General features: G+C 63.3%; 5 protein-coding genes. All 5 read right to left on the bottom strand.

Features of this window, described 5'->3' with window-relative positions; translation table 11 throughout:
* Positions 1-84: 84 nt before the first annotated feature.
* Positions 85-1,395 (bottom strand): ATP-binding protein, encoded by a 1,311-nt coding sequence (locus Q7L05_RS16365; RefSeq protein WP_303909217.1) that lies wholly within the window; start codon positions 1,393-1,395, stop codon positions 85-87.
* A complete protein-coding gene (locus Q7L05_RS16360; protein WP_303909215.1) occupies positions 1,395-2,072 on the bottom strand; it encodes a response regulator transcription factor in 678 nt (225 codons plus the stop codon). The genes Q7L05_RS16365 and Q7L05_RS16360 overlap by 1 nt, the downstream gene beginning before the upstream one ends.
* Before the next feature lie 165 nt (positions 2,073-2,237).
* Entirely contained in the window at positions 2,238-5,372 is a 3,135-nt protein-coding gene (locus tag Q7L05_RS16355; RefSeq protein WP_303909213.1) for an efflux RND transporter permease subunit, read from the bottom strand.
* Positions 5,365-6,585, bottom strand: coding sequence for an efflux RND transporter periplasmic adaptor subunit (locus tag Q7L05_RS16350; protein WP_303909211.1), 1,221 nt, complete (start codon positions 6,583-6,585; stop codon positions 5,365-5,367). The genes Q7L05_RS16355 and Q7L05_RS16350 overlap by 8 nt, the downstream gene beginning before the upstream one ends.
* Positions 6,572-7,705, bottom strand: a 1,134-nt coding sequence (locus Q7L05_RS16345) for an efflux transporter outer membrane subunit (RefSeq protein WP_303909209.1), incomplete at its 5' end; no start/stop codon positions are given. The genes Q7L05_RS16345 and Q7L05_RS16350, both read right to left, overlap by 14 nt.

Below are 7,705 nucleotides of genomic sequence, written 5' to 3'. Positions count from 1 at the left end.
AGTGGTGAGTGGTGAGTGGTGAGTGGTGAGTGGTGAGTGGTGAGTGGTGAGTGGCTTAGTGGTGAGTGGCTTAGTGGTTAGTGGTTAGTGGTTAGTGGTTAGCGGAAGCGAGATGCGAACGCGTAGACCGCCACCTTCGATGTTCTCCGCGTAGATTCCGCCGCCGTGGGCCTCCACGGCGCGGCGGCTGATGGCCAGCCCCAGTCCATAGCCACCGCTCTTGCGATCGCGGGCTTCGCCGACCCGGGCGAACGGACGGAAAAGCTTGGCCAGTTCCTCCTCGGGAACGCCGGGGCCGTGGTCCCGCACCTCGACCAGCGCGCTTTCGTCTTCACGCCCCAGTGTCACAGTGACTTCGCTGTCTTCGGCGGTGTGACGCACGGCATTGCGGATCACGTTCTCGACCGCCGAGCGCAGGAGAACCGCATCACCAAAGACCACCAGCTTCTCACCACCCTCGAAACGTACCGTCCGCTCCTTGGCCCGCGCCTCGAAGTCGGCATCGGTGGCGACCTGCCTGACCAGGTCCCCAAGCGACAGCTTCCGCTGCTCCAGTTGCCCCTGCCCCGACTCCAGACGCGCAAGCGAGAGCACGTCCGCGATCAGCCTTTCCAGCTCATCCGCCTCCTTACCGATACGCACCAGTGCCTTGTCACGGGACTCACCCCGCTCCGCCAACTCCAGGGCGATACGTAGCCGTGCCAGGGGCGAGCGCAATTCATGGGAGACATCGCGAAGCAGACGTTGCTGGCCATTCAGCAGGTCGCGCAGCCGGTCTGCCATTTGATCGAAGTCACGAGACAGGGCCGCCACTTCATCCCTTCCGTGGTGTCCGACCCGCGCATTCAGATCCCCCGCAGCCAATGCCTGTGCCGCCCGCCGCAGCCGGCGCAGGCGGCGTGTCACGAGTGCCGCCAGGCCAAGGCTGACGAGACCGGTGATTAGAATGGCAATGGGGATGCGCGTCCAGACGGGCAGGATGCGGAGGTGCCCCGCTGCTACTTCGTTAACCAGATAGAGCGGCGGCGATGTATCGGGCAGAGCCGCCACCACCAGCACGTGGGCGGATGACACCGAATGCGTGCCCGACTCCATGGGACGTGGCAACCAGCGCGCCAGATGACGCGGCAGGGGCTGGCGCAGGACCGGTCGCCCTTCGGCATCCACCAATGCCGGTTGCGTTCCCGGCTGGAGATTGTGCAGCCAGCGGGCCACTGCGTGACGGCCGCCCGTCTCCCAGAGCGCCGCTGCACTGACTGCCTGTCCGGCAAGGCGCTGTTCGGTCTCTTCAATGACCTCGCTGCCAAACAGCCGTGCCAAGGCAAACAGCGTGATGCCCAGCAGTACGGCGGCAAGCCAGAATGCCAGAAAAATCTTGGTAAACAGCGAGCTCATCAGCCCCGCCGCACATACTGGTAGCCGGAACCGCGCACCGTCTGAATCCGCGGCGAACCGTCCGGCAACGCTCCCAGCTTGCGCCGGATCTGCGCCATATGGGTCTCGATACGTCGGTCGTAGGCCCCTAGCGGTCGCCCCAGGCCCTCTTCCGCCAATACATCGCGGCTGACCACTTCACCGGCATGGCGCACCAGCAGTCGCAGCAGGTTGAATTCGGCGCCGGTCAGCGCCACCATCTCTCCTCCGATGTCGACCTGCCGACTGCCCTCATCGAGCGAAAGGTCGCCAACCCTCAATGGGCCGCCCTGTTCACCTGGCCGGCGGCGAAGCAGCGCCCGCAAACGGGCCACGAGCACCCGCGGACTGCAGGGTTTGGCCACATAATCGTCGGCTCCGAGCTCGAGTCCCAACACGGTGTCGGTATCCTCCCCACGGGCGGTCAGCATCAATACCGGTGCACCGAGTTCGGGCTTGATGCGCTTCAATACATCGAAGCCGTTCGCCCCCGGCAGCATCACATCCAGAATAACCGCATCCCAGCCGCCTTCCGCGGCACGCGCCACCGCCGCCTCACCATCATGCACCGAGCTCACCTCGAAACCCTCACTGCTCAGGTATTCGTCGAGCAGTTCGCAGAGGCCCTCGTCGTCATCAATCAGGAGAATTTTCTGCATCTTGTTTACCACAATCCCGATTCACCGCACGGGCGCAGAGTAAGCAGACACCGGCCATTGGGTCGAATTTGAAATCGGTATCTCTGCAAACGCAGCGCCCTGCAGTGAGCATCAGTTGCCTTTACCAGTGTATTGGCTGGCTCTCGGCGTCTTTGACGGTGTGAATTATGCGCCGCCCGAATCGGCATCGGCAGGTTCCAGATGTTTGCCCTCGTCGCGCACCGGGGCCCGCCAACCCAGGCCGATGTCCTCCAGAACCAGATAGAGCGCTGGAACCAACAGTAGCGTGATCAGCGTGGCGAACAGAATCCCGTATCCCAACGAAATGGCCATCGGGATCAGAAAGCGGGCCTGGCGGGAGGTCTCGAAGATCATCGGTGCCAGACCGCCGAAGGTGGTTAGCGTGGTCAGCAATACCGGACGGAAGCGGCGCACCCCGGCCTCGACAATGGCATCGTGTGCCGAAAGGCCCACATCGCGACGGCGATTGCTATAGTCGATCAGCACCAGCGAATCGTTGACCACCACCCCGGCCAGCGCCACCGCTCCCATGACGCTCACCATGCTGAGACCATACCCCATGAGCAGGTGGCCCAGAACGGCCCCCACGATGCCGAAGGGGATCGCCGCCAGAACCAGCAGCGGCTGACTGTAACTGCGGAATGGAATGGCAAGCATGGCGTACAGCACGATCAGCATTATTACGAAGCCGGCCAGCATGCTGTTGGTACCCTCCGCGGTATCGGCCTGCTGGCCCTGGAAGCTGTACGAGAGCCCCGGGAAGTCACGTACCAGATCCGGCAGGGCATCGGCTTTCAGCGCCGACAACATCTGATTGGTCTGGTCGAAAGGTTCGACGTCAGCGGTAACCGTCACCGTACGGCGGGCGTTGCGCCGTTCAATACTGGTGTAAGCGCGGTCTCTTTCCACCTCCACCACAGCAAGCAGCGGCACGTAAGCCCCTGCCGGGGTACGGACCATCAGCTGTTCCAGGTCGTATTCGGAAAGTCGCTGGCTCTTTGGCAGAGCCACCATCACCTTGATCTCATTGCGGCCGCGCTGTTGACGCAAGGCTTCGGCGCCATAAAAGGCGTGGCGCACTTGGCGCGCCACCTCCCGCGCGGTCAGCCCCAGATCACGTCCGGCCGGTAGCACCCGGAAGCTGAGCTGCTCCTTACCCGGGGTGTAGCCGTTCTGGATATCGGTGACGTTCGGGTAGTCGGCCAGAAGCCGGGTAAGACGCTCACTGGCCCGATTGAGTGTGTCGTTTTCGCGGTGGGTCAACTCCACCGAGAGCGCGGCACCGCCACCCGGACCGCCGCGATTGGACTGAAAACGCAAGGCGTCCACATTGGCCAGCTGTCCCACGGCCTGACGCCAGCGGCGGGTCATTTCGGAGGTAGAGATTTCCCTGACATCCTCCGGAGCCAACTCCACGAACACCTCGACCACGTTTTCATCGATCTCCGTCTCCATGCCTTCCAGTAGCTGGTTGTCGCCCACCTCCGCGATAACCCGTTCGGCAGCGGATACCAACCGTTCCCGCACCTGTTCGGCATGCGCGAGGGGCGTACCGTAGGGCAGAGTGGCGGTAACCACCGCCCGGTCCGACTCCACCCGCGGCATCAGATTGAACCCGAGACGGCCGCTGGCGGCGTAGCCAATCACCAGGATCAGCACCGCCAGCCCCGCAGCCACCGTGGCGTATCGCAAGCCCAGTGCTCGCTCCAGGACGGGTTGATAGCGAGTCTTCACAAACCGCGCCAGACCCGCCGCGATACGCTGCTGGCGCCGGTAGAGCATTCGCGAAAGGGCGAACTTGTGCTTTGGGTTGGAGTGCGCCAGGTGGGTCGGCAGAATGAACAGTGCCTCCACCCAGGAGATGAGGAACACGGTACCGACTACCGCCGGGATCACCGCGAACATCTTGCCCATAAAGCCGGGCACGAACAGCAGCGGCAGAAAGGCGACAATGTTGGTGAGGATAGCAAACGAGAGCGGCATCGCCACGCTGCGTGAGCCCTCGATGGCGGCTTCGATAAAGCCCATGCCGCGCTGTCGGTATTCGTAGACATTTTCGCCGGCAATAATGGCGTCGTCCACCACGATACCGAGGGCGATGATGAAAGCGAACATGGAGACCATGTTGATCGAGACGTCCATCGCCGGCAGAAACAGGAATGCACCCAGGAAGGAAATAGGAATGCCGAGCGTCACCCAGAACGCCAGCTTGAACTCCAGAAAAAGTCCCAGCAGTACCAGTACCAGCAGCAGCCCGATGAAGGCATTCTTGAGCAGTAGTTGCATACGCTGCGCGTAGATATCGGAGCGGTCGTAATCGACATCAAGTGAAAGCGCGGATGGCAGTTCCGGCTCCAGATCGATCATGACCTGTTTCACGGCGGCCGAGACATCCAGCGGGGTCTGTTCGCCGACGCGAAAGACCCGCAGGCCGATCGAAGGCTTGCCATTATAAGTGGCATAGCGGTCGGTTTCCGCCAGCTCTTCACTCACCCCGGCCACATCCTCAAGACGAACCACAGCCCCGTTCTCGGTGGTGCGCAGCGGAATCGTCGCAAATTGGCGTGCCCAATCGGCGCGCTGTGCAATGCGCAGCAGCAACTCGCCGCCACTCGTCTCGATCCCGCCGCCGGGCAGCTCGACCGAGCTGGCAGCGATGGTGTCGGCCACCTCGCCAAGAGTGAGCCCGTGACGGCGCAGCATCTCGCGGTCGACGGTCACCTGTACTTCATATTCCCGGGCACCCGACAGCTCCACCTCGGTTATACCGGGATCCTGCAGCAGACGATCCCGCACCTCTTCGGCCCAGCCGCGCATGACCCAGGCGTCCACTTCACCGAACAGGGACACCCCCATCACCTGGCGTTTGTGTTCGGCCAGAGCGATAGCGGGGTCCTCCGCCTCCTCGGGGAAGGTGGTGATACGGTCCACCGCCTGCCGTATGTCCTGGTATACCCGCATCGGTTCTGCGTCGGCACTCAACTCCGCGGATAAGCGGCCACTGCCCTCCGAGGCTGCCGCCGTCACCTCGTCGATACCGGAGACGCCCCGTACCGATTCCTCCAGAACCAGAAGAATGCCGCTCTCCACCTCCTCGGGGGATGCACCCGGGTAGGCAACCGAGATGGTCACCATGTCCAGCTCGAACTCGGGGAACACCTCCTTCTTGATCTGCAGGCTGAAGAAGAGCCCGCCGATGAGGAAGATCAGCATCAACAGGTTGGAGGTGACCCGGTTGCGGACCATCCAGCCGATAATGCCGTCCCGCGGGTTACTCATCGGCCTCTCCTTGAGCGAGTGCTCCCCCGGGTCTACTGGTGCGCAGGGCCATGCCCGCTACCGGACTGGAGAGATCCGTGCTTACCACCCGATCCCCCGCCTTCAGATCCCCTCGCAGGAAGACCTGCTCCCGACCACGGAAGACCACCTCCACCGGCCGAATCGCCAACTCGCCATTTTCAAGGAGCCAGACCCGATTGCCGCCGCGCAAAAGCGAACGATCCAGGGCAACCGTCTCCTGCAGGGTCCGACCGGTGATCGCCGCCTCCACATAGTCGTTGATCAGAAGGCGCGGAAGCCCCTGGTGCTCGGGCAGTTGTGCCAGCGGATCGCGCACCTCGACCAGTACCTGCGCCAGACGCGCCTGCTCGTCCAGGCGGGGGTTCAGGCGCAGCACCCTCCCTTCTCGATAGGTGCCTTGCGGCCAGTCCCCACGTCGGAGCTTCACGGTTGAGCCGACCTCTCCGGGACCAGTGGGAACGGTAATTTGATTCAGCGCCACCACCGGCAGATCGACCCGTACCCAGAAATACTCGGTCGCAACCAGGGTCAGCAGCGGCGAGGTACTGCTCACACGGGTCCCCAACGAGACCGACTTTTCGGTAATGATGCCGTCGAAGGGCGCCTTCACCACGGTACGTTCCAGGTCCAGGCGCGCCCGGTCCAGTGCGGCCCGGGCATCCTCCCGTGTTGCCCTGGCACTGGCCAACTGCGGTTCACGCAGCACCAGGTTGCGCTCATTGGCTGCCATCTGTTCACCCAGCATTTCATATTCACGCCGCGCCACCTGCTGTTGACCCTGCTCTCTCGCCAAGGTGGCCTCGGCCTGCGCCAGGGCACTCCGGCGTTGACGCACCGTCAGGTAATAATCGGCATCATCCAGCCGCAACAGTTCCTCGCCGGCATGAATCTGTTCACCGGGAACAAATCGCTCATTGACCTCGGTAATACGGCCGGTCACCTCCGGGTAGAGAGTCGCCTCGCTGGCGGCGACAACCCGGCCCATGGCTGCGATATCGGCGACATGATCGCCCAGCCGCACGGGCATCACTTCCACCAGTCGAGCGGTCTTTTCCGCCGGTTTGCGGATCGCCTTGGGGGCACTATTCATCATAATAAGGGTCCCGGTGACAGCGACCGTCAGCAGCAATAGCACCAGCCCCACTTGCAGGGGCCAGCGGCGACGAGCCCGGGGCGACTCAGGATGGCTCATAGACGGTGGTCTCCAATTTCGGTTCAGGCTCCGGCAAGTCGATCAGGCCGCCGGCCAAAGCCCGATAAAGGGCAATGCGAAACTCAATCAGCTGACGTTGCGCGGTGATACGCTCGCGCTCTCGCGTCTGCAGGTTTCGCTGGGCATCCAGCACATTCAGAAAGTCACCATCGCCACTACGGTAGTAATCGCGCTGACGCTCCAGGACCTGTCGATTCAGCTGTAGGCGTTCATCCACGTAGGCCAGGAAGCGTCGCTGGCCGCGCTCCCGAACCAGTGCGTCCTCCACCTCGACAAAGGCAGCGAGAATCGCTTCCCGATAGTCGGCGATAGCCTCATCGACCGCGGCTCGACTCCTTTCGACTTCGGCACGGCGGCGTCCGCCGTCCACCAGAGGGGCCACCAGATCGGCCACCAGGGTGCGTGACCAGTTATCAAGCAGGCCGTCCCATTCGGCACTGCGACTGCTGGCAGAACCGGTCAGATTGAGTCGGGGAAAACGTTGCGCCACCGCCACGGCGACATCCTGCTCTGCCGCACGAAGGCTATAGAGGGCGCGCCGTAAATCGGGACGATGTTGGACCAGTTCGGCCGGCAGGCCGGTGGCCGGTAAGGGGGAAAGAGACACAAGCGCAGCGCGATCGCTCTCCGGTGCCCGGGCCGGGTTACGCCCCAAAAGTGCCGCCAGTGCGTGGCGGGCGGTTGCGAGGCCAGCCTGCGTTTGCGCCTGTTCCGCTTGCAGGGAAGCGACCAGATCGCGCTGTTGAAGCAGGTTCGCCGCGCGTGTCTGACCGGCGATGAAACGCAGCCGAAGCACCTCCAGATACTCCGCGGCCGTTGCCTCCTGGGCTTCCAGCAATAGCAGTATCTGCCGATTCTCCGCCATCGCGTACCACTGCCGCGCCAGCTCCGCCGTCAGTGTCAGCGCGGCGGTTTGCACGGCCTCGGCGCTGGCGGCGGCACTCATCGCACTACTGCGGGTCTGCGCTCCGATGCGCCCCCACAGGTCGACCTCGTAGCCGGCGGAGAGTCCTACCGACCGGGCGGCGGCATCGGTTTCGACACCGTTCGCCGTCACATTGGTTCCTTCAGTGGCACCCACCGACAGGTCCAGCGACGG

The organism is Thiohalomonas denitrificans, from assembly GCF_016841685.1.
Taxonomy (GTDB): Bacteria; Pseudomonadota; Gammaproteobacteria; order Thiohalomonadales; family Thiohalomonadaceae; genus Thiohalomonas; species Thiohalomonas denitrificans_A.
This window is presented reverse-complemented; position numbering and strand designations above follow the sequence as displayed.

Bases quoted from the DNA above. Each gene is read 5' to 3' on its own strand.
- Q7L05_RS16365 (WP_303909217.1), bottom strand. From the start codon at position 1,395: ATGAGCTCGCTGTTTACCAAGATTTTTCTGGCATTCTGGCTTGCCGCC.
- Q7L05_RS16350 (WP_303909211.1), bottom strand. From the start codon at position 6,585: ATGAGCCATCCTGAGTCGCCCCGGGCTCGTCGCCGCTGGCCCCTGCAA.
- Q7L05_RS16355 (WP_303909213.1), bottom strand. From the start codon at position 5,372: ATGAGTAACCCGCGGGACGGCATTATCGGCTGGATGGTCCGCAACCGG.
- Q7L05_RS16360 (WP_303909215.1), bottom strand. From the start codon at position 2,072: ATGCAGAAAATTCTCCTGATTGATGACGACGAGGGCCTCTGCGAACTG.